Source organism: Streptomyces sp. SYSU D01066-1 (genome assembly GCF_054956795.1).
This window is the reverse complement of sequence record NZ_JBUDHV010000018.1, coordinates 1-22,534: the sequence shown is the minus strand read 5'-3', so window position 1 is coordinate 22,534 and position 22,534 is coordinate 1. Positions and strand designations below refer to the sequence as shown.

The following is a 22,534-nucleotide window of genomic DNA, read 5'->3' as shown; positions in this document are numbered from 1 at the left end:
GCTACCGACGGCTCTCGCTCTCCGCGCTCAGCGTGTCGATGTCGTCCACCGCCTGGATCTGCGGACGCTGGACGTTGTCGGCCTCGTTGGCGACCGCGTCGACCAGGGCCAGGAAGCCGCTGGTGATGTCGTTGATCGTCTGGGTCACCTGCTCCTTCTCCTGGCGGCACTGGGGCCCCACGGCGTCGGCGAAGTCGTCGCCGCCCTCCTCGCCCCACCACCCCGCGGTCATCTGCCAGTTCTGCTCGAACCGGGGCCCCAGTTCCTCGGCCCCCCGCACGGCGTCGTCGATGTACTTCGAACTGGCCCGGATGTCCGAGACGTTCGCCGAGTACTCACTTGACATCGCCACTGGCTCCTTGTCCGTCCTCGTCGTCCTCGTGGATCTCGTCCCGGAGCCGGCTCATCGGTGACGGCCCCTTCTGCACGGCGGTCTCCTTCAGCAAGGACCCGAAGATCGAGTCCCAGTCGACGCCCATCCGTTCCGGGGCCATGCCGCGGGAGGTCATCCTGGTGAGCGGGTCGAGGGTGTCGACGACCCGGCGTGCCATCTCCGCGCGGGCCACGTTGGCGGCCTCCAGCACCGCGGCGGAGAGCTGCGAGGCCGCCATGGAGCGGTACTTGCCGTCGAGGAACTCCAGGCTCGTCAGCTCCCCCTTGGCCCCGACCGTCACCCGCACGGACCGGTCGGCCGAACGCGCGGTCACCGACGCCGCGTTCAGCTCGCCCCGTGCCTTCGCCACCGCTTCCTCGGTGGCCTTCAGATGGGCCATCGCCTGGGCCACCCGGCTGTCGATCGACTCACTCATCCTGATCTCCTCACCCGGGACGCTCATCGTCCCAGTGCCTGTGGTGCGCCGCCCTCGTCGGTGCCCCAGACGTCCTCGTCCTCCGCCAGCCACGTGGTCCGCTCGCGGTCGCTGCTCTCCGTCTGCTGTCCGGGCCCGCCCGCCCCGGGCATGCCGCCCATCGGGGGCATGAAGGGCGTGCTGCTGCTGGTCTGCGTGGTCCTCGGGACGACCTGGTGTTCCTCGTCCTCGACGGTCGCGGTGGCGCCGGTGGCCCGGGCGGTGCGGCCGGTGCCGGGCTCGATGACGGTGCGGACGCGTTCGCCGGACGACCCCGACTCGCCGCCCGCGCCCCGCATCATCGGCATCATCGGAGCGCCGGAGCCCCCGGTGGTCCCGTCGGACGACGAGGACGAGGCGGCGAGGGCGTCACTGCTCTGCGGCCGGCCCAGCGCGGACGCCAGGTCGTCCTGGCCGTAGAGGTCGTCGCTGAACGCGGAGGCGTACTCCGAACCGGTGGAGCCGACGGAGGCGGCCGACGGCACGTACGACGAGAGGTCGGGGGCCTGCGGCAGGTCGGCGATGCGCTGACGGATCAGCTCGTCGATGTCCTTCTCGTCGGCTGCGATCCGGTCGTACTCGGCCTGGATGTCGCCCATGCGCTGGTCGTACTCGGCCTTCGCGTCCCGACGTGCCTGCTCGGCGTCGGTACGTGCCTGGTCGCGGGCCTCCTGGGCGGCGGCCTTCTCCTCCTGGTACGCCTCCTTGGCCTGCGCCTCGGTGGCGTCGGCCTGCTGGAGGGCCTCCTGCTCGGCGGCGTCGATCTCGGCGATCCGGTTGTCGTACTCCGCGCGGGCCGTCTGCTCGTCGGTGCCGGCGGCGATCTCGCGGTCGTACTCCTGCTGCGCCTCGGCACGTTCCTGTTCGGCCTGCTGCTGGGCCTGTTCCCGTTCCTCCTGGGCCTCGGCCTTCTGCTGCTCGTACTCCTGCCGCGCCGCGGCCTCCTGGCGGTCGGCCTCCTGCTCCGCCTCGGCGCGCTCCTGCCGGGCCTCGGCCTTCTGCTGCTCGTACTCCGCCTGGGCGTCCGCCTTGGCCTGTTCGGCCTCCAGCCGGGCCTGCTGCTTCTCCGTCACGGCGTCCTGGCGGGCCTGCTCCTGCTGGCGTTCCGCCTCGGCCTGCGCGTCGGCCTGCTCCGCCTTCAGCGTGGCCTTCTCCTGCTCGGCCTCCGCCTTCGCGGCCTCCTGCTCCCGCTCGGCTTCCGCCTGAGCCGCGGCCTGCTCCTGCTTCGCGGCTTCCTTCTCCGCTGCGGCCTCCGCCTTGGCCGCCTCCTGCTCGGCCTCGGCCTCGGCCTTCTCCTGCTCCGCCTTCGCCTCGGCCTCGGCCTTCTCCTGCGCGGCCTCCGCCTTGGCCGCGTCCTGCTCCTGCTTCGCGGCTTCCTTCTCGGCTGCGGCCTCCGCCTTCGCGGCCTCCTGCTCCGCCTCCGCCTCGGCCTTTTCCTGCTCCTGCTCGGCCTCGGCCTCGGCCTTCTCCTGCTCCGCCGCCGCCTTCTCCGCGGCCTGCTCCTCCTTCGCCGCCGCCTTCTCCGCGTCCGCCTCCGCCTTGGCGGCCGCCTGCTCCGCCTTCGCCTCGGCCTTCTCCTGCTCCTGCTCGGCCTTGGCCTCGGCCTTCTCCTGATCGGCCTGCGCCTGGGCCTGGGCCTGGGCCTGTTGCGCCTCGGCCTTCTCCTGCTCCTGCTCGGCCTTGGCCTCGGCCTTCTCCTGCTCCGCCTTCGCCTCGGCCTCGGCCTTCTCCTGCGCGGCCTCCGCCTTGGCCGCGGCCTGCTCCTGCTTCGCGGCTTCCTTCTCGGCTGCGGCCTCCGCCTTCGCGGCCTCCTGCTCCGCCTTCGCCGCCGCCTTCTCCGCGTCCGCCTCCGCCTCGGCCTCGGCCTTCTCCTGCTCCGCCGCCGCCTTCTCCGCGGCCTGCTCCTCCTTCGCCGCCGCCTTCTCCGCGTCCGCCTCCGCCTTGGCCTCCTCCTGGGCCTTCTTGTCCTCCTCTCGCTGCTGCTTCGCCAGGGCGAGGGCGGCCGCCTGCTGCGCGGCGGCCTCCTGCTTGGCCTGCTCCTGCTCCGCCTTGGCCTCGGCCTTCTCCTGCTCCTGTTCGGCCTTCGCCTCGGCCTTCTCCTGATCGGCCTCCGCCTTGGCCGCGGCCTGCTCCTCCTTCGCCGCCGCCTTCTCCGCGTCCGCCTCGGCCTTGGCTTCTTCCTTCTCCCTCTGCGCCTCCGCCTTCGCGGCCTCCTGCTCGGCCTTGGCCTCGGCCTTCTCCTGCTCCGCCTTGGCCTCGGCCTCGGCCTTCTCCTTCGCGGCCGCCGCCTTCTCCTCGTCGCGGATCCGCTGCGCCTCCGCCTTCTCCTGCTCCTGCTCGGCCTTCGCCTCGGCCTTCTCCTGCTCCGCCTTGGCCTCGGCCTCGGCCTTCTCCTTCGCGGCCGCCGCCTTCTCCTCGTCGCGGATCCGCTGCGCCTCCGCCTTCTCCTCCTCGCGGAGCCGCCTCGCCTCTTCCTTCTCCTGCTCCGCCTTGGCCTCGGCCTCCGCCTTCTCCTTCGCGGCCGCCGCCTTCTCCTCGTCGCGGATCCGCTGCGCCTCCGCCTTCTCCTCCTCGCGGAGCCGCCTCGCCTCCTCCTTCTCCCTCTCCGCCTTGGCCTCGGCCTCCGCCTTCTCCCTCGCGGCGTCCTTCTTCTCCTTGTCGGCCTCCTCGGTCGCGGCGATCTCGGAGAGGTCCCGCTTGTCCTTGTCCGTCACCTTCGTGTCGAAGGCGTCCTGCGCCGTCGCGAAGGCGTCGGAGATGGCGACGATGGCGTCGGCGCCCGCCACGCTGAGCCAGTTCTGGACGGACTGCTCCCACCGGCGTACGGCCTCCTCGCCGATCGCCTTCCACGTCGCCATGTCGCTGGGCGGACCGTAGGACTTGCCCTCGATCATGATGTCGTTGGAGAAGCCGGGCTTGGCCACGACCACGAGCCGGCTGGCGCTGCCCATGCCACCCGAGATCACGTCGATGTCCGTCTTGTCGAACTGCGTGTCGAACAGGCCCAGCCGGGCGTTCTGCAGCATGTCGTACAGCCAGCGCTGCGGATTGCGCTCCGGCCGCCACGCGTTGTACGCCGCCACGAGGTTCTTCGCCTGGGTCAGCAGGGTGTTCTGGGCCGTGGCCAGCGCGCGGGCCGGGCCGGACGTCACGGTGACGCCGTCGACGGTCGCCGCGCTGCCCGTGTCGACGTCACCGTTGATCTGCTCGGCGTAACTCTCGTAGTTCCGCGCCAGCTTGTGGATGAGTTCCTTGAAGATGGCGGCCGAGGTGCCGTCCCAGTCGTCGCTTCCCTCGCCGATGTTCTCGGTGTCCCACTTGCCGACGGTCAGGGAACTGTCCTGGAAGAACTTCACCGCCCGGTCGAACGCCTTGGCCACCTTCGTGAACGAGCCGAGGTCGACGTAGGCGGCGTCGTTCACGGAGATCCCGCGGTCCGAGAACCCGTGGGTGGTGTGCGGCCACAGCAGCAGCTGGTCGAGGGCGGCCTTGGAGCCGTAGATGTACCGGACCAGGTCGTTGGTGTCCCAGTCGAGCTTGTCGCCCTCCTTGTTCCACCCTCCCTTGTCCTTCAGCTTGTCGCTGGTCTTGGTGTAGCCGGGGATGATGTCGTCCCCGCTCGGCGGAAGCGCCTGGCTCGATCCGAGGAAGGTGATGTGCGCCCGGTACTCGGAGAGGATGCTCCCCTCCGAGACGCTCTCCGGGTCGTGGTACTTGCGGTAGAACGGGATCGTGTAGTCGGTGTTCTTGGTGTGCCAGCCGCCCGAGGAGATGAAACCCGAGGAATAGTCGTCGCTCACGTGGTCCAGCCGGACGTGCATGAGCGGGATGCCGTCGTTGCCCTTCAGATTCTCGAACAGCTTGTCCCGCGACGGCAGGATGTAGCCGGTGAGCATGTCAACTGCGGCTTTCCAGTTGTCATTGTTGTTGTCCTTGGGGTCGGCCATCACCGTGCTCCGCGAGGTCGGGGGAGAAAAGAGGGCGGTCGGTCCTGCCTCAGATCGGGCTATTCCTCTTCTTCTTCACTGTCCGAACCGCTCAGATCGCTGTCGACGTCCTCGAAGATGTCCATGAACTCGTCGGCGACGATGTCCTGGAGACTCTTGTCCTGGTTCTTGTTCAGTTCCTCGATCGTCGCCCAGAGCGCGGCCTCCAGGTCCTCGAAGAGAACCGTCTGGTCGTCGATGATGCGATCGATCTCGCTCGCGGCCTGCTGGATGACCGTGTTCAGCGCGTCACCGCCGACCACCGCGTTCTGACCCGCCATCCCGCCGAGGATCAGCGGCTTCGCGGTGTCGATCGTGGTGTTGGTCGCCCTGCTCTCGGCGATCGTCTTGATGGCTGGACCGCTGGTCGGGTCGTCCTTCGCGATCCGCTCCAGGGTGGTCGCGAACGCCTCGATCTGGTCGGTGATGAACTGCTTCAGGAAAGTGCTGTTCAGGACCGTGACATCGGCCATGTCATTACCCTTTCGTGCGGCACCGGGAACCGGGTGGTCCGGCGGACGGGCGGTCGGGGATCACGCGGTCATGCGTCGGGCGCCGTCGGCCTCGGCTTCCGCACCGCGTCGGCGGCGCCCGGAGAAGCTGAGGCCGACGGCGCCCGGTGGTGCGTGCGCCGTTCCCACGCCCGGCTGGGGGCTTGCCCGTGCCGTCGTGCACGGAAAGGACGGGAGACGGCCCTTGCGGGGTCAGCGGCTGCCGATCCTGATGTCACCCCACCGCTGCGAGAGGTTCTGCTCGGTGTAGCGGTAGTTGGCGGAGATGTCGGTCAGCAGATTGGAGTGGTTGGCCAGCAGGTCCTTGATGTTCTGGACGGCCTGGTCCCATTTCGCCTGGACCTCGCTGTAGACGTCCCGGTCGTCACCGATCCAGCTGTTCCTCAGCTCGGCCAGTTCCATTTCCAGGTTCGCGATGATGCTCATAATGGCCTGGGACTGGCTGATCATGTCTTCGGCCGCGCCCTCGGCGTGGTTGTAGTCGACGTAGATGTAGCCGTCGGAGAAGTCCATCAGAATCCTCGATTCGCCGCGAGTACGGTGATGTGTGCGGTCGGGTCGGCGGGCGGGACCGGGGCCGCTGAGCGGTGATCGCCGCGAGCGGTGCCGCGGGAGAACACGGGTGGGGCGCCGGCGGTCAGCCGGAGTTCGTGGTGGTGCCGTTCAGCTCGTCGAACACGGCGGTGGAGCGCGAGTACTCGGTGTCGATCGTCTCGCTGTTGGAGCCCTGCACCAGGCCGTGCTCCTGGAGGGTGTTGTTCAGCTCGTCCACCATCCGGTCGAGGTTGACCAGGATCGTGTCGACGTGCGAGTCCCACTGCTCCAGCAGCGACTTGTACTTGCCGCCGTCCGCGCCACCGTAGTTGTTGGCGAGGTTGTCGGAGGTCGACTGGACGTCCTGCTGGCACCGCTGGACACCGGTGAAGGCCTGTTCCAGCGCCATGATCCCGTTGCGGGTCGCCTGCTCTTCGGACTGCTGCATGGCCATCAGAAAACTCCACTCCCTTTCGGCGTGAATCACCGACCTGTGGGCCCCGCACCCCGTGGGCAGACAGGGTTCCCGCGTTCACGAGTGTTCTCGCGGGCCAGGGGTGGCCAAATGCTAGGCAGGGCGCAAGTTGTTTCGCAATTGACCGGCCCACCGCCCGGGCGGCACACACACACGTTTTCCGGCGCTCGACTGAGCGGTCCGCCCCAATTCACGCCGCTCACGTGAGCGGCGGCGCGGCGCCTGGTCAGGCAGATCGGACATCGCACCCCTCCTCATGGCGGGCACATGACTTCTGGATTAATGAAAGGCGGCCTGGGGGACGACAAGAATTCGCCCCGCCGAAGGAATCACGGCGGGGCGATGTACTCCGGTATGTCTCCTATTCCTCCGGGCAGCGCAGCGTCACCCGGGCCTCCCCCGAGGTGGCCGCCTCGGGGGTGAGGTCCGGTCCGCTCGGCAGCATGGCCAGCATCGGGGCGGGCATCGTGTGCTCCTCGGCGCTCCCGTACCCCAGCGCCTCGACCCCCTCCTGGGAGAGCAGCCGGTACTTCACGCCCTCGTCCGTCACCAGGTAGGTGGTGTCGCCGAGCGCGCTGCCACTCGCGCTCACCGCCCTGACCAGCGCGCCCTTCCCGGCCCGCACGGCGATGGCGTCGACCTTCAGACAGCCCGGCACGACCTCGGGGGCCGGTGGCTGCGCCGCCGGGGGCAGCGCGCCCTCCGGCAGCACCGAGGTGCCCACCCGTACCCGGCCGTCCGCGGAGTCGACGTCGGCGCAGGCGAGCGAACCGGTCGGCACCCCGACCGCCGTCGGTGGCTTCTCCGGCAGCTGGGCCGGGTTGACCACCGACGTCTCGGAACCGGGGGCGAGATGGCCGGTGAGGACGTCGGCCCCGATCGTCACCACGGCCGCGGCGGCGCCCCCGTACGCCTTCTCACGGGTCTGCGGGTCGGCCAGCAGCAGCGCGGCACCGGTGGCCGTGAGCGGGACCAGGCCCTCCTCCTTCAGCAGGTGGTACCGGGGTGCGGAACCCGGTACGGCGACGCGGAAGACCTGGCCGATCCGGGTCTCGCGGCCCGCCAGCGCGGGCCCCTCCTCCCCCCTGCCGGGCACGTCGGCGGGTGCCAGGTCGGGCCCCAGCGGGAAGGCGTCGAGGAACGTCGCCGAGACCGGGCGCGGTGAGACGCTCCCGTACCCCAGGGCCTCGGCCGCGTTCGCGCGCTCGTCCAGGCGCAGCCGGCTGCCCTGCCACAGCAGGTACGCCGTGCCGTCGGGGCCGGCCACCAGGAGGCCCTCCTCCTGCCCCAGGGCACGCCCGCCGGCCACGTCCTCGGCCCGGTCCGCGCCGAGGGCGAGCGTCGTGGTGGCGGTGACCACCCCGGTCGTACGGGGCAGCAGGCCGGAGCAGACCAGCCACGGACCGGTGTCCAGGTCGGCGGTGCCCGGCAGCGCCTCGGGGCCGTCCGGGATGCCGACGGGCGACCCGTGCGGGGTGCCCGCCAGCGAGGAGGTGCCCACCGTGGTGACGCCGAGACCGCCGCCGGCCATCAGCTGGGCCGAGGCGTAGTTGCGCACCGGGCGCAGCCGTCCGTCCAGGTACAGGTAGCGCGCGCCCGTCTCCTTGTCGAGGATCAGGTTCTCCCCGCTGCGCCAGGAGTCGTTGCCGCCGGGCTTGATGAGCCCGAAGACGAAGGCTCCGGCGCACACCAGCACGGCGATGATCAGTCCGATCGCGGCGCCGCGGTTGGTCCTGCCCAGCGGGCTCTCCGGGTCGTCGGGCTCGGAGCGCAGCATGGCCGAGGCCAGCCTGCCCATGACGAAGAGGTGCGCCTGTACTTGGTCCCGTTTGCTGTGCATGTCACCGTTCTCCCGGATCAGCCGTTGATGCCGCGGAGCAGGCCGTAGACGCCCATGGACCAGAGCATCAGCGGCAGCATGCTGATGGCGGCGAGCGAGTGCAGCAGCTCGGCCGCGCGTCCCCAGTACGGCACCAGCCGCCGGCCCGGCACGGACCAGGAGGCGATCGTGAGCACCGCGGTCAGGCCCGTCAGCGCGGCGGTGAGGATCAGCCGGTCCGCCGGGTCGAGGGAGCGGGCGGCCACGGCCAGCAGCAGCGCCACGCCCCAGGCCCCGGCGGTGGTCAGCGCCAGCCGCTGCAGGACGTTGCCCAGCCCCCTGCTGTGCAGCAGCAGCAGCAGCGACAGGGCCACGACGGTCAGCACCCCGGCGAGACCGGGCTCGGTGACCAGCGCCGTCAGGCAGGGCACGCAGACCAGGCCGATGGCCGTGTAGAAGGCCGTCATCCAGCCGTCGGCCAGCGTGGCGCGGGTCTCCACGTCCGAGGAGGAGTACGGGTCGATGCCCTGCTGCAACTGCTGGACGTTGGTGGGCAGCGGCGGCATCCGCATGCCGGAGAGCCGGAACGACAGCGAGGGCACGAACCCCCCGAACAGCACCACGACGACGGCGACCAGGCTGGCCGCCTGTTCCGGCGTCAGGTCCAGCAGGATCAGGGTGGCGCCGAGCGCTCCCGCCACGGCGATCGAGGCCACGCCCATGAACAGCGCCGGGAACACACCGACCGTCGCCAGCGCCAGCACCGCCGCGCCCCCGCCGGCGGCACAGGCCGCCAGCAGCCGGGCGCCGAGGACCGCCGAGCCGTCCGCGCCGCCCAGGTCGCCGCCCGGCAGCAGCCAGCCGGCCAGCGCGAAGTAGGGGCTCGCCATGAGGCCGAGCACCGAACCCGCCCCGGAGTCACCGACGGCACGGGCCGCCGAACCCGCCCCGGCCAGCAGCAGCAGTCCGACGACCGCGGCGGCCAGCGCCCGCAGCCAGCCGGCCGGTCCGGGCACGGCCAGCAGCGCCAGGCCCAGCGCGAGGGTGGCCACGGCCAGCCCGAGCAGCACCCGCCGGCCGGCCTCCGCGCTCCAGCCGTAGGGCCGCTGCTGCATGGTGGTGGAGATGCCGTCGACCAGGTCGTCGAGGTGAACCTCGGGCAACGCCTCGGTGCGGGGCCGCAGCCAAAGGGCCTCACCGTCCCGCAGACCGAGGGAGTCCAAGGTACTCTCTGGATCGAGCGGCGGACCGCCGAGGCGCTGGAGCACCCAGCCACCGTGCTCCAGGCCGGTTTCCTCCAGGTTCTCGCCTCCGTAGCCGATCACAGTGGGCAGCAGATCGGCGACGGGGACGTCGGAGGGCACGGCCAGGTCGACGACCCTGGCCGGGGCACGTACGGTGACGCGGCACAGGCTTGCCGCCTGAATGTCAGTCATGGGCTTCTGCTTCACACTTTCTTGCGGAGTGACAGGGCGTCGGGCGCAGCACGCGTCGATGAGTTTGACGGTACGTCCGGCATTTTCGCAACACCACCGAGGAATTCAGCGCCTGACGGTATCCCCCTTGCAGAACTGCGCCGGCCACGCGGGACTTCGAGCCTTTAGCAGCGTAAACCGGACCGACCCTTGCCGTTGCCACGGAGTTTCTCCGATTTCACTGAGGAGGTTATTCGTTGAGCGTGATCCTGTTCCGCCGTCCCGCACGCCGCAGGGGTCCGGAATTGCCGTCGGGAGAACTGAGTCTTCAGGAACCGCCGACCCTTCCGGAAGTCGTTCCGGACAGTTCCGCAGTATGGACGTACCTGCCGATGGCGTTGATGTCCGTCTCCATGATGCTGATGTTCATGCGGCCGGGGATGACCAAGTCCAGCGGCGGTTTCATCTACATCGCGCTCGGTGTGATGGTGGTCGCGTCCGCGGGGATGATGCTGGGGCAGGTCATGCGCCGCAACGGCGAGCGCAAGCAGCGCATGAAGGGCGAGCGCCGCGACTACCTGCGCTATCTGCGCCAGACCCGTCGCAAGGTACGGGCCTCCGTCGTCGAACAGCAACGCGCCCTCGCCTGGCGCCACCCCGAGCCCGACGCGCTGTCCTCGTTCGTGCGCAGCACCCGGCTGTGGGAGCGCCGCGCCGCCGACGACGACTTCGCCGAGGTCCGCATGGGCGTCGGCGACCAGCGTCTGGCGCTGAAGCTGGTCCCGCTGTCGACCAAGCCCGTCGAGGACCTCGAACCGCTGTCCGCGCACGCGCTGCGCAGCTTCACCAAGGCGTACTCGACCGTGCGCGACCAGCCCATCGCCATCTACCTGCGGGCCTGGTCGAAGGTGCTGTTCCGCGGTGACGAGGAGCGGATCCGGGGCCTGGTGCGCGCCCTGCTCGCCCAGCTGGCGGTCTTCCACTCCCCCGACGACCTGTGGATCGCCCTGTGCGTGTCGGACGAGCGGCGGGCCGAGTGGGAGTGGGCGAAGTGGCTCCCGCACAGCCTGCACCGGCACGAGGAGGACGGCGCGGGCCCGGCCCGCATGATCACCTCGGTCTTCACCGAGCTGGAGAACCTGCTCGGCGCCGAGTTCCAGGAGCGCCCGGCCGCCGACCCCGACGCGGTGCCGGGGCGGGAGGAGCCGTACACCGTCGTCGTGGTCGACGGCTGCACCGTGCCCGCGGGCCACCGGTTCGACGGTCACGGGCTGCGCAACGTGGTCGTGCTCGACCTCACCGGGGCGCTCACCTGGAAGCCGGGGCGCACCACCCTGCGGCTGGAGGTGGACGAGCGCGGGGTCGCGCTGGTGCGCACCGACCGCGACCGCAAGGAGCAGACCACGGTGCTGGGCCGGCCCGACCGGTTCGGCACGGTGGGGGCGCTGGCGCTCGCGCGGCTGCTGGCGCCCTACCGGATGAGCATGGGCGGCGACGACTCCAAGCCGCTGGCCGACGACGTCGAGCTGACCACGCTGCTCAACATCCCCGATCTGCGCCGGCACGACCCGGCCACCCTGTGGGAGCGGTACACGGGCAGTGCCCGGCTGCGGGTGCCCATCGCGGTCAGCGGCGAGGGCCGGCCGGTGGAACTGGACATCAAGGAGTCCGCGCAGGGCGGCACCGGACCGCACGGCATGCTGATCGGCGCGACCGGTTCCGGCAAGAGCGAGCTGCTGCGCACCCTCGTGCTGTCCCTCGCCCTCACCAACTCCTCCGAGACGCTGAACTTCGTCCTCGTCGACTTCAAGGGCGGTGCCACCTTCCTGGGCCTGGACGAGCTGCCGCACACCTCCGCGGTGATCACCAACCTCGCCGACGAGGTCGCGCTGGTCGCCCGGATGCAGGACGCCCTGCACGGCGAGCTGATACGCCGCCAGGAGCTGCTGCGGGCCGCGGGCAACTACACCTCCGCGCTGGAGTACGAGAAGGCGCGGCAGTCCGGGGCGCCGCTGCAGCCGCTGCCCAGTCTGTTCGTCGTGGTCGACGAGTTCAGCGAACTGCTGTCCGCGCACCGCGACTTCATGGAGCTGTTCGTGATGATCGGGCGGCTCGGCCGGTCGCTCGGGGTGCACCTGCTGCTGGCCTCGCAGCGGCTCGACGAGGGCCGTATGCACCAGTTGGAGAGCCATCTGTCGTACCGCATCGGTCTGCGCACCTTCTCCGCGATGGAGAGCCGGGGTGTGCTGGGCGTGCCGGACGCCTACGAGCTGCCCGCGCAGCCGGGCGCCGGTTTCCTCAAGAGCGGGGTCGACGCGCTGACCCGGTTCCGCGCCGCGTACGTGTCGGGTCCGTACCAGGGCCGTCGTTCCGTCGTACAGGCGCAGGTCGCGCGGCAGGTGGTGCCGTGGAGCGCGGACTGGGTGGTGCCGCGGGCACCCGCCGACCCGGATCTCACCGGGGAGGGCGAGGAGGAGCCTGCGGAGGGTGGCGGCGAGGAGAGCGGTGAGACGCTGCTGTCCGTGGCGCTGGACCGGCTGCGCGGCTCCGGGCCGCCCGCCCACCAGGTGTGGCTGCCGCCGCTGGGCACGCCGGCCACCCTGGACCAGATCCTGCCGCCGCTGGCGCCCGACCCGGTGTACGGGCTCACCACGGCCGGCTGGGCGCTGCGGGGCCGGCTCACCGTGCCGGTGGGCATCGTGGACCGCCCCTTCGACCAGCTCCGGGACCTGCTGACGGTGGACCTGTCGGCGGCCGGGGGCCACGTGGCCATCGCGGGCGGGCCGCAGAGCGGCAAGAGCACCCTGCTGCGGACCCTCATCACCGCGCTGGCCCTCACCCACACCCCGCGCGAGGTGCAGTTCTACTGTCTGGACTTCGGCGGCGGCACCCTCGCCGCGCTCGACGGGCTGCCCCATGTGAGCGGGGTCGCGGCCCGGGTGGACACCGAGCGGGTGGGCCGGGTGATCGCCGAGGTCAACACGCTGCTCAGCAGGCGGGAGCGGTTCTTCCTGGAGAACGGCGTCGACTCCATGCCGACGTACCGCAAGCGGCGGGCCGCGGGCGAGTTCCCCGACGAGCCGCACGGCGACGTCTTCCTGGTCATCGACGGCTGGTCCACCGTGCGGCAGGACTTCGACCGGCACATCCCGACCTTCAACGCGCTGGCCGCCCGCGGTCTCAACTACGGTGTCCACCTGCTGATCACCACGGCCCGGTGGGTGGAGCTGTCGTCGTCGGTGCGCGACCAGACCGGTACCCGGCTGGAGCTGCGGATGGGTGATCCGATGGACTCCCAGATCGACTCCCGCAAGGCGGCGGCGATCCCGCGCAGCCCGGGGCGGGGCCTGACCGCCGAGAAGCTGCACTACCTGTCGGCGCTGCCGCGCATCGACGGTGTCGAGGACGCGGACGACCTCGCCGACGGTGTCGCCGGGCTCGTCTCCGCGATCGACGACTACTGGACGGGGCCGGCCGCGCCCCGGGTGCGGATGCTGCCGACCAGTCTGCCCGTCGGTGACCTGCCGGAGCCGGAGGGCGAGGAGGGGCTGCGGGTCGCGATCGGCCTCGACGAGAACGAACTCGCCCCGGTCTGGCACGACTTCGCGGAGAACCCGCACATGATCGTGGTGGGTGACAGCGAGTGCGGCAAGACCAACCTGCTGAAGGTGGTCGCCCGGGGCGTCACCGAGCGGTACACCCCGGCCGAGGCCCGCATCATGACGGTGGACTACCGGCGGGAGCTGGTGGAGAGCGTGCCCGAGCCCTACCGGCTGGGCCACGCCGTCTCCCTGGACATGCTCAAGGACCTCGTGGACGGGGTGGCCCGGGCGGTACGGCAGCGGGTCCCGGGCGAGGACATCGCCCCGTCGCGGATGCGGCTGTGCGACTGGTGGCAGGGGCCGCGGCTGTTCATCCTGGTCGACGACTACGACATGATCGGCAGCGGTCCCATGGCGCAGCCGTTCGCCCCGCTCCTCGACCACCTCGCGCTCGGCCACGAGGTGGGCCTGCACCTGATCGTGGCGCGCTCCTCGGCCGGCGCCGGGCGCGGCCTCAACGAGGCGCTGCTGCGCAGGCTCCAGGAGGTCAACACCCCCGGCCTGCTGATGTCCTGCCCGCCGAGCGAGGGCTACCTCTTCGGCAGTGTGAAGGGGCGCGAGCTGATCCCCGGGCGCGCGGTGCGGATCGCCCGCCGCAAGACGCTGCAGGTGCAGACCCCGCTGGTGGAGGCCGACTGATGTCCCGCACCGCGGGCGGCGGGGGCCGCTCCCGCTCCTCCGGGCCGGTCCCGGCGGCCACCCGCGTCCCTCCGGGGGCGCGGGCGGTGCCGCGTGGGGGCGGTGCCGCCCGGACCGGCCGTCGGGCGGCCGGTCCGGGTGCCGGGGAAACCGTGCGCGGAGCCGGCGCCGACCGGCCGCCGGGCGGCATCCGCCGTGCAGCGGCCGGTGGACGCCCCCTCCCCCCGGGACGGCGGAACGACACGGCACGTGAAACCAACGCCCACCAGCCGACAGCCGGCCCGGAGACGCCGGACGTCCCGCACGGCGCCGACGCCCGCCGACCGACGGCCGATGGACGCCCCCTCCCCCCGAGACGGCGGAACGACACGGCACGTGAAGACGGCGCCCACCGGCCGGCGGCCGGCCCGGGGGCGCCGGACGTGCCGCACGGGACCGGCGCCGGCCGGCCCCCGGGGGGCGCCCGTCGCCTACCGGCCGGTGGGCGCCGCGTCCGCCCGGCGTTCGCGGGGGAGCCAGTTCCTGGCGCGGCCGCGTGGGATCACCACGGCCATGGCGGTCACCAGCAGGGCGACCGCGAGCCCCCCGGCGGCGACCGCCAGGGCCCGAACGCGGGGGGCGGGGTCGGCGGGCTCGGGGAAGTCCGCGGGGACCGGCTCGGCGGCGGCCGTCTCCCGGCCGTCCCGGCCCGCCACGGCGGACAGCGCGGCGTACGGGTCGAGCCGCGGCGTGTCCGACGGGTAGGCCGTGGTGAGGAGCTGCCGGGCGACCTCGGCCGCGCTCCACTCGGGCTGGTAGGCGCGGACCAGGGCCGCGGCCCCCGCGACCCCCGCGGCGGCGAGCGAGGCGCCGGAGCCGATGTAGTGCCCGCTGCCGCGTGGGCCGACGCTGACCATCGAGCCGCCGGGCGCGGAGAGGTCGGGTTCGTAGGCGGGCGGGGCGTCCTCCTGCCGTACGCCCCCGGGACCGAAGTCGACGACGGCGAGCACGCCCGGCGCGGCGGCCGGCCAGTACGGTCCCCGGGGCGGTTCGTCGTCGGAGCCCTGGTCCTCGTCGGACAGGGCGTCCGGCGCGGCGGGCGCCACCACGAGCGCGTCGTGCTCGGCGGCGTAGGCGGTGGCGGCGGTCAGCTCCGCCTTGCCGGTGGCCAGGGCCTGGCCGACGTAGATGACCTGGGCGCCCCGGTCGGCCGCCTCGCGTATCCCGTCGGCGACGCGCGCCACGGAGGGCACGCCGCGGTCGTCGGTCCCGCGCAGCGCGAGGACGCCGGCCCCCGGCGCGACGCCCGTGATGCCGCTGCCCTTCTCGGGTGCCGCGGCGATGAGGCCGGCCGCGAAGGTGCCGTGCCCCACGCAGTCCTCGTCCGCGGTGCCGAGGGCGGTCACCCGCCCGGACAGGCTGGGGACCCCGGTGGCGACGCCGGTGTCGACCACCGCGACGGTCACTCCGTCGCCCCGGGAGACCTGCTGGGCGCGCGAGAGTCCCAGTGCCGTCTGCGACCAGGCGACCGCGGTGGCGGTCCGGTCCGAGGCCCCGGTGCACGGGCTGTCCTCGCCCAGCCGGACGGGCATCGGCGGCAGCAGCGTCGTGGCCGGGTCGCCGGTCTCCGCGGTGGCCGGCGACCCGACGTAGGCGGCGGAGGCGGGCCCGCACGTCATCAGCAGGACGGCGGCGACGCCCGGCGCAAGGCTCACATACCTGCGTTTCATGGCATTGCGCATAAGTCACATGATATGCACACGACTTGCTCGGGCGCACGCACGGGGCAGGACCAAAGACGAATGAACACAAGGAGGTTCGAGGCGCGTGGCACGGCAAATACTCACGGTCTGCCCGGAACGGTCGGACAGCTTCCAGACGATCGGTGAGGCGCTGGCCCAGGCACGCACCGGGGCGGTGATCCGGGTGCGTCCCGGACGCTACGCCGAGAATCTCGTCATCAGGAACCGGGTGACGATCGTCGGCGAGGGCGAACCGGGGACGGTCGAGATCTGCCCCCGCGCCGGCTCCGCCGTCAGCCTCATGGCCGACGCCGTGATGCTCGGCACGCTCACCCTGCGCGGCCGGGACAAGGAACTCCCCGTCGTGGACGTACCGGCCGGCCAGGCCGCGCTCGACGGCTGCTTCGTCACCGGCGCGGGCTGGACGGCGCTGCTGGTCCGCGGCAAGGGCTCGCTGGCGGCCCGCGGCTGCCGGATCAGCAACCCCGGCGGGGCCGGGTTCGTCGACTCCTCCGGGACCGAGAGCGTCATCGAGGACTGCGCCTTCGAGAACTTCGGCACCTCCGCGGTGGTCCTGGGCGAGAGCGCCCGGCCCCTGATCCGCGACTGCCGCATCCGCGGCGCCCGGGCCAACGGCGTCCTGGCCAGCGGCGAGGCCGGGGGCACGGTCGACGGCTGCGACATCTCCGGCACCGACAAGCCCGCCATCGCCCTGGAGGGCCACAGCTCGACCCGCGTGGTGCGCTCCACCGTCCACCACACCTCGGTGGGCCTGCTCGTCACCAGCGTCTCCCGGCCGGAGATCGAGGAGACCACGTTCGAGTCCATCGCCCAGAGCGCCATCGTCGTCTCCGGCGGCGCGGACCCGTTCCTGAGCCGCTGCGTCACCCGGCGGACCAAGCAGAGCGGCCTGCTCGTCCTCGACCGCTCCCGCGGCACCCTGGAGAACTGCGCCTTCCACACCGCGGCGGAACCCGCCGTCCGGGTCGTCGAGGGCAGCGCGCCGATGCTGCGCGACACCCTCGTCAGCGAGTGCTCCGACACCTCCGGCGCGGTGCTGCTGACCGACGACTCCACGGCCGAGTTCGACCGTCTGGAGGTACGGGACGCGGCCGGCGTCGGCATCTCGGTGCGCTCCGCCGCCAACCCCCTGCTGCGCCACGCCCGGGTCACCGGCTGCGGCGGCGACGGCATCGCCGTCACCGGCGACGGGCGCGGCCGCCTGGAGCACTGCGAGGTCGAGTCGCCGGGCGGCTGCGCGCTGAGCATCGACGACGACGCCGACCCCGAGGTCAGCGACACCGTGCTGCGCTCCGCCGCCCGTTCGGGCGTCGTCGTCGGCGAGCGCGGCCGGGGGACCCTGCGGGACTGCGAGATCAGCGACAGCGCCGACGCCGGGGTGAGCGTGCAGGACGGCGCGGACGTCGCCCTGGACCGGGTCCGGATCAGCGGCTCCCGGGCGCACGGCGTCCAGGTGTCCCGCGGCGGCCGGGCCGCGCTCACCGGCTGCGAGGTGACCGGCAGCACCGGCGACGGCATCCGCGTCGACAGCGCCGAACCGGTCCGCGTCGACCGGTGCGTCGTACGCGACAACCGCGGTGCCGGACTGCGCCAGAGCCGGGCCGGCGACCGGCTCACGGTCGACGCCCTGACCAGCGCGGACAACGGCGCCGCCGACAGCTGGGGCGCGGACGCCGGGGCGGCCGGCGCACCGGGCCCGGCGGACGGGTCCGCCCAGGGCGGCGGCGAACCGACGGGTCCGCTCGCCGAGCTGGAGGCGCTCATCGGCCTGGACAACGTCAAGCACCAGGTGAGCACGCTGGTCAACCTCAACCAGCTCGCCGAGCGCCGCCGGCGGCTCGGCATGCCGGTGCCCTCGATGAGCCGGCACCTCATCTTCGCGGGGCCGCCCGGCACCGGCAAGACCACCGTCGCCCGGCTGTACGGCAGCATCCTGGCCGACCTGGGGGTGCTGCGCTCCGGCCACCTGGTGGAGGTTTCCCGGGCCGACCTGGTGGCCCAGGTCATCGGCGGTACCGCCATCAAGACGACGGAGGCCTTCAACAGCGCCCTCGGCGGCGTGCTGTTCATCGACGAGGCCTACACCCTCACCCCCGAGGGCGGCTCCTCCAACGACTTCGGCCGCGAGGCCGTCGACACCCTGCTGAAGCTGATGGAGGACCACCGCGACGACGTGGTCGTGGTCGCGGCCGGCTACTCCGAGCAGATGGAACAGTTCCTGTCCGCCAACCCGGGCCTCGCCTCCCGGTTCACCCGCACCATCGAGTTCGGCAACTACGCGGTCGACGAGCTGGTGACCATCACCGAGAACATGTGCCTCCAGCACCAGTTCGAGCTGGGGCCGCTGACCCGGGAGGCGCTGGCCGTCCGCTTCGAGCAGATGACCCGCGACGCGTCCTTCGGCAACGGCCGCGCCGCCCGCGCGGTGTTCGAGGACATGGTGGACCGGCAGGCGTTCCGGCTGGCGGCGATGGCGGACCCGGGCGAGAGCGACCTGACGCTGCTGCTGCCGCAGGACGTCGGGGAGGCGGAGGCCGAGGCCGTCGGCGGCACCCCCGGCGACACGTCCGGCGCGGCCGACCCGATGGCCGAACTGGAGGCCATGGTGGGGCTCGGCGCCGTGAAGCGGGAGGTGGCCGACCTGGTCAGCCTCCTGTCCAACGCCCGGCAGCGGGCCGCGGCCGGACTGCCCGCCCCCAGGATCAGCAGCCACCTGGTCTTCACCGGACCGCCCGGCACCGGCAAGACCACCGTGGCCCGGCTGTACGCCCAGCTCCTGCACTCCCTGGGCGTGCTGCCCCGCGCCTCCCTGGTGGAGGTGGCCCGCGCCGACCTGGTGGGCCAGTACGTCGGGCACACCGCGCAGCGCACCAAGGAGGTCTTCACCAGCGCGCTCGGCGGCGTGCTGTTCATCGACGAGGCCTACACCCTCACCCCCGAGGGCGGCTCCTCCAACGACTTCGGCCGCGAGGCCGTCGACACCCTGCTGAAGCTGATGGAGGACCACCGCGACGAGGTCGTGGTCATCGTCGCCGGGTACACCGAGGAGATGGACCGCTTCCTGGCGTCCAACCCCGGTCTGGCGTCCCGCTTCTCCAAGTACGTGGAGTTCGAGGACTACAGCACGGAGGAACTGGTCACCATCATCTCCCGGCACGCCGTCGCCTCCGGCTACGAGTGCGGCCCCGACACCCTGGCGGCGCTGCGCGCGTACGTGGACGCGATCCCCCGGGACCGCTCCTTCGGCAACGCGCGGCTCGCCCGCCGGCTGCTGGAGACCATGATGACCAGCCAGGCCCGCCGGCTCGGCGCGATCGCCACGCCCAGCCTCACCGATCTCACCACGCTCCTGCCGGAGGACCTCCCCGCGGAGCAGCACTCCGCGCGGCGCCCGCAGGCCACCGCGTGAGACGGCGGCGCCCGCCGGGCCGGCCGGCCCGGCGGGCGCCGTCCCGCACGGCTCGTCACGGAGCCGTACGGGGTGAGCGGGTCACACGGTGAGCCGGACGGCCTCCAGCCAGTGCTTCTGGTTCACGTCCCCGCCGAAGATGTAACCGCCGGGTTCGTCGCACTTGAAGCCGAGCCATCCCGAGACGCTGACCTGGGCGTTCTGGCAGACGATGCCGTCGTTGACGCTGATGGCGAAGCCGGAGAGGTTCGGGGCGCTGTTGCTGGGGCTGCCGATGGTGAGGTCGGTGCCGGCCGACACCCCCTCCCACTTGGTCGGCCAGCCGGTTCCCTGGACGTACTCGTTGGCGTTCACGCCCTTGGTGTCGGTGACCGCGATGTTGAGTGCCTTGATGGGGCGGTCCTGCCCCTCGGTGCCCGCCGTGGCGCCGTCGCAGACCGGGGCCTGCCAGCCGATGCCCTTCACATAGGCCCGGTAGCAGACGTGCCGGCCCGGGCTGGACGTCGCCAGCCGCTGGACGGCCAGCGCCGCGGTGTTCGGCGGGGGCTTGGGGGTCTCCTGCTCGGCCTGCGCGGTGGCCTTCTTCGTCACCGTCGGCTCGGGCGCCGGAGCCTCGCTCGTCCGCACGACCGTCGGCTTCGCGACCGGCACCGTGCTCGGCTTCGTGGTCTTCGCGGACGGCTTCGGGCTCGGCGTCGGCTCCGCGGTGGGGGACGCCGGGGCGTAGTCGCCCTTGGGGGCGTCCAGCGGCTCGTCGTCGAGGAGGGTGTCGGACTTCGAGGCCACCTCCACCTCGTCCTTCTTCTCGGAGTCGTCCGTGGCCCAGATCAGCAGCGGTACGGCGAGGAAGAGCACGCCGGCGATGCCCGCCGCCGCGAGCAGCGGGGTCTTCGGGTTGCCGGACGGCGGCTCGTCGTCGCCGTGCGCGCTGCCGTCACCGGCGGCCTCGCCCATCGCGGTCGCGGCCTCGGCCTCCGGGACGGCCGCCGACGCGGCCGACGCCTTCCGCGTCCCGGCGCTCGCCGCCGCGGCCTGCGGCTGCGCGGCCTGGGCCGTCCGCGCGCCCTGCGCGGCCTCCTCCTCGGCCGTCCCGCTCGCGGTGGCCGGTCCTGCGGACGCGGAGGCGGCGCCTTGCGCCGGGGTGCCGGGGCGCGGCCGTCCCGTCCCCTCGCCCTCGGCCCGCGCCCCGTCGGAGGACGGCGGGGTGGCCGGTGCCAGCATCGCGCCCGGATCCGCCGCGGCGGACCCCAGCGCCACCGCCCGGCGGACGGACGCTCCGTCAGGTCCGGACGGCTGGTGACGACTAGTCATCATGCTCCTCTTCGTTACGTGCGGGGGATCGTACGGAGGGGGTTGTACGGGAGTGTGCACGGGGATGTGGACGGGGGCGTGTACGGGAGGTGTGTACGGGGAGGAGTTGTACGGGGGTTGTACGGAGGGGGTCCGTACGGGGGTGTACGGACTCGCTCCCCCGGGCGGGTTCATGACGGTTCGCGCCGCCCCACCGGCCCGGTGCAGCGTTCCGGCCAGTCCTGGTCCCCGCCGGTGGGGAAGCCCTTGTCGAGCGCCTCTTCGAGCTGCGCGAGCGCCTTGAGGTCCAGACCGGTCAGTTCCTCCGCGCCGTCCATGTAGGAGGTCGCGTCACCGGGGAGTTCGCGCAGCAGCACCACGGCGGGACCGGCCGGCTCCGGCTTCCGCACGCCCAGCACGCGGAAACCGGTGCCGGGTACGAAGACGATCTCGTCGTACGGGGACGGCTCGGGCCGGTCGAACAGCTGGCGCACCTTGCGTCCGGTGACGGACCAGATCGCGCAGCGCACGGAGGACGCGGGGGGCAGCGCCGACGTCCCGGCCAGGGCGCTGACGGGCCCGGGCTCCCGCAGCAGCGTCCCCACGGCGGGCTCGGGCACCTCGGTGCCGTCACCGCGCAGCGCCACCCCGCGGTAGGAGGGCAGCCGGCGCAGCGCGGAGGCCAGGCACCCGGCGTAGGGCAGCAGCCGCCCCTCGCCCGTGCGCAGGTCCCGGACCAGCTCGCGGTGGTGCAACGGCCCTTCCTCGGTGGTGAGGTAGGCGTGCGCGGCGATGAGATCGGCCCGCGCCGCCTCCAGTTCGCGCCCGCGCAGCGCGGGCATCCGGGTGAGCACCCGGGAGACGGCTGCGGCGTGCCGCTCCCAGTCGGCCGCGGCGAAGTCCCGGAACGCCGCCCGCTCGGCGACACCGCTGACGTGCCCCGGCCCGACCGGCAGGGTGACGGGCGTCCGCGAGCCACGTGCCGCGCCGCCGCCCGCTTCGGCCCTCCCGTCCGGGACGACCGGGTCGCCCGGCCGGGCCGGACGCTCCGGGGTGACGGGGCCACCGGGTGCCCCGGCCTGCCGGGAGGGCCGGCCCGGGCGAACCGGGCCGTCCGGGCGGCCGGCCCGAGTCCCCGAGCCGTCCGGGTGACCGGCTCCAGTCCCCGGGCCGGACGCGTCGGCCCCGCCGGGCAGCTCCTCCGGGCCGGGAAGCCGGTCCGGGCCGCCGACTGGGCCGGACGGGCCGGACGGGCCGTCACCGCTGCCCGTCCCATCCGGACCAGCCGATCCGGGCCGGCCGTTCGGGAGGCCGACCCTGGCGGCCGGTCCGTCCGAGGCGGTCGGGCCGTCCTCGCTGGACGAAACGACCGGGCTGGACGGGACGACCGGGCTGGACGGGACGTCCTCGCCGGCCGGGACGACCGGAGTGGGCGCACCGTCCGGACTGGAGGGACCCACCGGGCCGGACGGGGCCACCGGGCCGGACGGCCCGTCAGTGCCGTTCGCCCCGGCCGGTCTCGGCCGCACTGGCCGTGGCTCGGCACGCCCAGGCTGCTCGGCCCGCCCCTCCGGCTCCGGCCGCCCGGCGCCCGCGGCACCCTCGGCCCGCTCGCCGGGTTCGGGCCGCCCGACGGGTTCGGGCCGCCCGGCGAGTTCAGCCCGCTCAGCGGGTCCGGAGAGGCCGGCGGGTCCGGAGAGGCCGGGCTGTCCTGTCCGCTCCGGCCGTTCGGTTCGCCCGGAGCGCTCGGCCCGCCCGGCGCCGCCAGGCGCCCCGGCCGGCTCCGCGCGTCCGGCCCGCCCCGCCGCTTCCCCGTGCCGGACCGGCTCCACACCCTCGGGGCCTCCGAGGGCCCCCCGCCGCTCGGGCCGCTCAGGGCCCCCGGCCCCCTCCAGGCCCTCGGGCCGTACACCCGGCACGCCGTTGACCGGCCCCGCGGGTGCCCCGGTCCCGGCTGCCGGCCCGTCCGAACCGGTGCGCGCCGAGGCACTCCCAGGGGTGCCCGCAACGGTCGGGCCGCCCGGGAACGGGCCGGCGCCGACGCCGTTGGACCCGGCCCGCGCCGCCCGGCCGGCCGGCACCGGCCGTTCCCGCGCCGCACGGTGCCCGGCGGGCTCCGGCCCGCCGGGGGCCGTACCGCCCTCCGGAGCCGGTCCGCGTCCCCTCCGGCCCGGCGCCGCCCCGCCGACGCCCGCCACGCCGACGGGCACCGCTCCCGGCACTCCGGTCCCCGGCACCGGGGACGGCACCGGTGCGGGCCGCG

General features: G+C 73.2%; 13 protein-coding genes. 2 read left to right on the top strand and 11 right to left on the bottom strand.

What is annotated here, in order from left to right; translation table 11 throughout:
• Window position 1 precedes the first annotated feature (1 nt).
• From ACY1JF_RS18350 to eccD, 8 genes are all read right to left on the bottom strand, one after another.
• Window positions 2–346 carry a hypothetical protein gene (locus ACY1JF_RS18350; protein ID WP_462706221.1) on the bottom strand — a complete coding sequence of 115 codons (345 nt, stop codon included), beginning with the start codon at window positions 344–346 and terminating at the stop codon, window positions 2–4.
• On the bottom strand, window positions 336–809 hold the full coding sequence (locus ACY1JF_RS18345; RefSeq protein ID WP_462706220.1) for a YbaB/EbfC family nucleoid-associated protein: 474 nt from the start codon (window positions 807–809) through the stop codon (window positions 336–338). Before ACY1JF_RS18345 ends, ACY1JF_RS18350 begins: the two co-directional genes overlap by 11 nt.
• Before the next feature lie 23 nt (window positions 810–832).
• Window positions 833–4,795: an AAWKG family protein gene (locus ACY1JF_RS18340; protein ID WP_462706219.1), complete on the bottom strand. Its 3,963-nt coding sequence runs from the start codon at window positions 4,793–4,795 to the stop codon at window positions 833–835.
• 59 nt (window positions 4,796–4,854) lie between these two features.
• Complete coding sequence (locus tag ACY1JF_RS18335; protein ID WP_462706218.1) at window positions 4,855–5,307, bottom strand: type VII secretion system-associated protein; 453 nt, start codon at window positions 5,305–5,307, stop codon at window positions 4,855–4,857.
• A gap of 231 nt (window positions 5,308–5,538) precedes the next feature.
• Window positions 5,539–5,859, bottom strand: coding sequence for a WXG100 family type VII secretion target (locus ACY1JF_RS18330; RefSeq protein WP_462706217.1), 321 nt, complete (start codon window positions 5,857–5,859; stop codon window positions 5,539–5,541).
• 124 nt (window positions 5,860–5,983) lie between these two features.
• Window positions 5,984–6,328, bottom strand: a complete 345-nt coding sequence (locus tag ACY1JF_RS18325) for a hypothetical protein (RefSeq protein WP_462706216.1) — start codon at window positions 6,326–6,328, stop codon at window positions 5,984–5,986.
• A gap of 388 nt (window positions 6,329–6,716) precedes the next feature.
• A complete protein-coding gene (gene eccB / locus ACY1JF_RS18320) occupies window positions 6,717–8,195 on the bottom strand; it encodes a type VII secretion protein EccB (RefSeq protein WP_462706215.1) in 1,479 nt (492 codons plus the stop codon).
• A gap of 17 nt (window positions 8,196–8,212) precedes the next feature.
• Window positions 8,213–9,610, bottom strand: a complete 1,398-nt coding sequence (eccD, locus tag ACY1JF_RS18315; protein WP_462706214.1) for a type VII secretion integral membrane protein EccD — start codon at window positions 9,608–9,610, stop codon at window positions 8,213–8,215.
• A 242-nt stretch (window positions 9,611–9,852) separates the two neighbouring features.
• On the opposite strand from eccD, the gene eccCa reads away from it, so the two are divergent.
• The gene (gene eccCa / locus ACY1JF_RS18310) at window positions 9,853–13,830 is read left to right on the top strand and encodes a type VII secretion protein EccCa (protein ID WP_462706289.1); all 3,978 of its coding nucleotides are present in this window, start codon (window positions 9,853–9,855) and stop codon (window positions 13,828–13,830) included.
• A gap of 470 nt (window positions 13,831–14,300) precedes the next feature.
• On the opposite strand, the gene ACY1JF_RS18305 is transcribed toward eccCa, so the two are convergent.
• A complete protein-coding gene (locus tag ACY1JF_RS18305; RefSeq protein WP_462706213.1) occupies window positions 14,301–15,551 on the bottom strand; it encodes a S8 family serine peptidase in 1,251 nt (416 codons plus the stop codon).
• Window positions 15,552–15,636: 85 nt separating this feature from the next.
• Between ACY1JF_RS18305 and ACY1JF_RS18300 the strand changes: the two genes are divergently transcribed.
• Window positions 15,637–18,981, top strand: coding sequence for a right-handed parallel beta-helix repeat-containing protein (locus ACY1JF_RS18300; RefSeq protein WP_462706212.1), 3,345 nt, complete (start codon window positions 15,637–15,639; stop codon window positions 18,979–18,981).
• Between the two features lie 81 nt (window positions 18,982–19,062).
• Here ACY1JF_RS18300 and ACY1JF_RS18295 read toward each other — a convergent pair whose 3' ends face one another.
• Window positions 19,063–20,292 (bottom strand): hypothetical protein, encoded by a 1,230-nt coding sequence (locus tag ACY1JF_RS18295; RefSeq protein WP_462706211.1) that lies wholly within the window; start codon window positions 20,290–20,292, stop codon window positions 19,063–19,065.
• A gap of 170 nt (window positions 20,293–20,462) precedes the next feature.
• Complete coding sequence (locus ACY1JF_RS18290) at window positions 20,463–21,113, bottom strand: hypothetical protein (protein ID WP_462706210.1); 651 nt, start codon at window positions 21,111–21,113, stop codon at window positions 20,463–20,465.
• Window positions 21,114–22,534 lie beyond the last annotated feature (1,421 nt).

Bases quoted from the DNA above. Each gene is read 5' to 3' on its own strand.
- ACY1JF_RS18350 (WP_462706221.1), bottom strand. From the start codon at position 346: ATGTCAAGTGAGTACTCGGCGAACGTCTCGGACATCCGGGCCAGTTCG.
- ACY1JF_RS18345 (WP_462706220.1), bottom strand. From the start codon at position 809: ATGAGTGAGTCGATCGACAGCCGGGTGGCCCAGGCGATGGCCCATCTG.
- ACY1JF_RS18340 (WP_462706219.1), bottom strand. From the start codon at position 4,795: ATGGCCGACCCCAAGGACAACAACAATGACAACTGGAAAGCCGCAGTT.
- ACY1JF_RS18335 (WP_462706218.1), bottom strand. From the start codon at position 5,307: ATGGCCGATGTCACGGTCCTGAACAGCACTTTCCTGAAGCAGTTCATC.
- ACY1JF_RS18330 (WP_462706217.1), bottom strand. From the start codon at position 5,859: ATGGACTTCTCCGACGGCTACATCTACGTCGACTACAACCACGCCGAG.
- ACY1JF_RS18325 (WP_462706216.1), bottom strand. From the start codon at position 6,328: ATGCAGCAGTCCGAAGAGCAGGCGACCCGCAACGGGATCATGGCGCTG.
- eccB (WP_462706215.1), bottom strand. From the start codon at position 8,195: ATGCACAGCAAACGGGACCAAGTACAGGCGCACCTCTTCGTCATGGGC.
- eccD (WP_462706214.1), bottom strand. From the start codon at position 9,610: ATGACTGACATTCAGGCGGCAAGCCTGTGCCGCGTCACCGTACGTGCC.
- ACY1JF_RS18305 (WP_462706213.1), bottom strand. From the start codon at position 15,551: ATGCGCAATGCCATGAAACGCAGGTATGTGAGCCTTGCGCCGGGCGTC.
- ACY1JF_RS18295 (WP_462706211.1), bottom strand. From the start codon at position 20,292: ATGACTAGTCGTCACCAGCCGTCCGGACCTGACGGAGCGTCCGTCCGC.
- ACY1JF_RS18290 (WP_462706210.1), bottom strand. From the start codon at position 21,113: ATGCCCGCGCTGCGCGGGCGCGAACTGGAGGCGGCGCGGGCCGATCTC.